Origin of the sequence: Arthrobacter sp. SDTb3-6 (assembly GCF_013376095.1) — a bacterium.
Taxonomy (GTDB): Bacteria; Actinomycetota; Actinomycetes; order Actinomycetales; family Micrococcaceae; genus Specibacter.
This window is the reverse complement of record NZ_JAAMFN010000111.1, coordinates 1-1342: the sequence shown is the minus strand read 5'-3', so window position 1 is coordinate 1342 and position 1342 is coordinate 1. Positions and strand designations below refer to the sequence as shown.

Below are 1342 nucleotides of genomic sequence, written 5' to 3'. Positions count from 1 at the left end.
GGGACTGTACGGTCAACGGTGTAACTCCGATCAAGGAGATATGCGATGACTATTGTGGAGGAGCGGGCCGCGGCAGCGCCCGAGATGGAGGAGACCGTGGCGACGACGGTAGTGGAGCCGGCACCGGTGGTGGACAAGGGGCTGGTCGCGCAGCTGGTGGGTGATGCCCGCGCGGCCGGTGTCGTGATCGATGGTGAGGGTGGGCTCCTGTCGCAGCTGACCAAGCTCGTGGTCGAGGCGGCACTGGAGGGCGAGATGACCGCCCACCTGGGTTACGAGAAGCACGAACGCGTCGGTGAAGCGGTTCCCAACGCGCGAAACGGGACGCGGAGCAAGACGGTACTGACCAAGGCCGGCCCGGTGGAGATCCAGGTGCCCAGAGACCGGGCGGCCACGTTCACCCCGGTGACCGTGGCGAAGCGGCAGCGGCGGCTGGGCTCGATCGAGGATGTGGTGCTGTCCCTGTCGGCGCGTGGGATGACGCACGGGGACATCGCCGCGCACCTGGCCGACGTGTATGGCAGCCAGGTGTCCAAGACGACGATCTCTACGATCACCGACACGGTGCTCGAGGGCATGCAGGAGTGGCAGGGCAGGCCCCTGGACCCGGTGTATCCGGTCGTGTTCATCGACGCGATACACGTGAAAGTGCGTGACGGGCAGGTCGCGAACCGGCCGATCTACGTCGCCCTCGCAGTGACGGCCGAGGGCAATCGGGACATTCTGGGCTTGTGGGCCGGGGACGGTGGCGAAGGCGCGAAATACTGGCTCCAGGTCCTCACCGAGATCAAGAACCGGGGGGCCGAGGATGTCCTGATGATCGTGTGCGACGGTCTGAAGGGCCTGCCCGATTCGGTCGCGGCCGTGTGGCCGGAGACGATCGTGCAGACCTGTATTGTGCACCTGATGCGCAACAGCTTCAAGTACGCGTCGCGGAAGGACTGGGATGCTATCTCCCGGGCCCTGAAGCCGGTCTACCAGGCCGCGACCGTTGACGAGGCCGAGACCCGGTTCCTCGAATTCAGCGAGGCCTGGGGCGGAAAGTACCCGGCGATCGTGCGGTTGTGGGAGAACGCGTGGGCGGAGTTCGTCCCATTCCTGCAATTCGACCGGGAGATCCGACGCATCGTGTGCACTACGAACGCGATCGAGTCCGTCAATGCACGCATCCGCAAGGCCGTCAAAGCCCGCGGTCACTTCCCCAACGAGCAAGCCGCCCTTAAATGCGTCTACCTCGCCGTGATGGCCCTGGACCCCACAGGCAAGGGCAGAGCCCGCTGGACCCAACGATGGAAAGGCGCCCTGAACGCGTTCGACATCACCTTCAACGGGCGCCTCTCCG

The 1342-nt window shown here is 65.5% G+C and carries 1 protein-coding gene; it reads left to right on the top strand.

Annotation, left to right across the window (positions count from 1 at the left end):
* Positions 1-84 precede the first annotated feature (84 nt).
* The coding region (locus G6035_RS19515; protein WP_256128151.1) for an IS256 family transposase at positions 85-1342 on the top strand (1258 nt) is incomplete at its 3' end.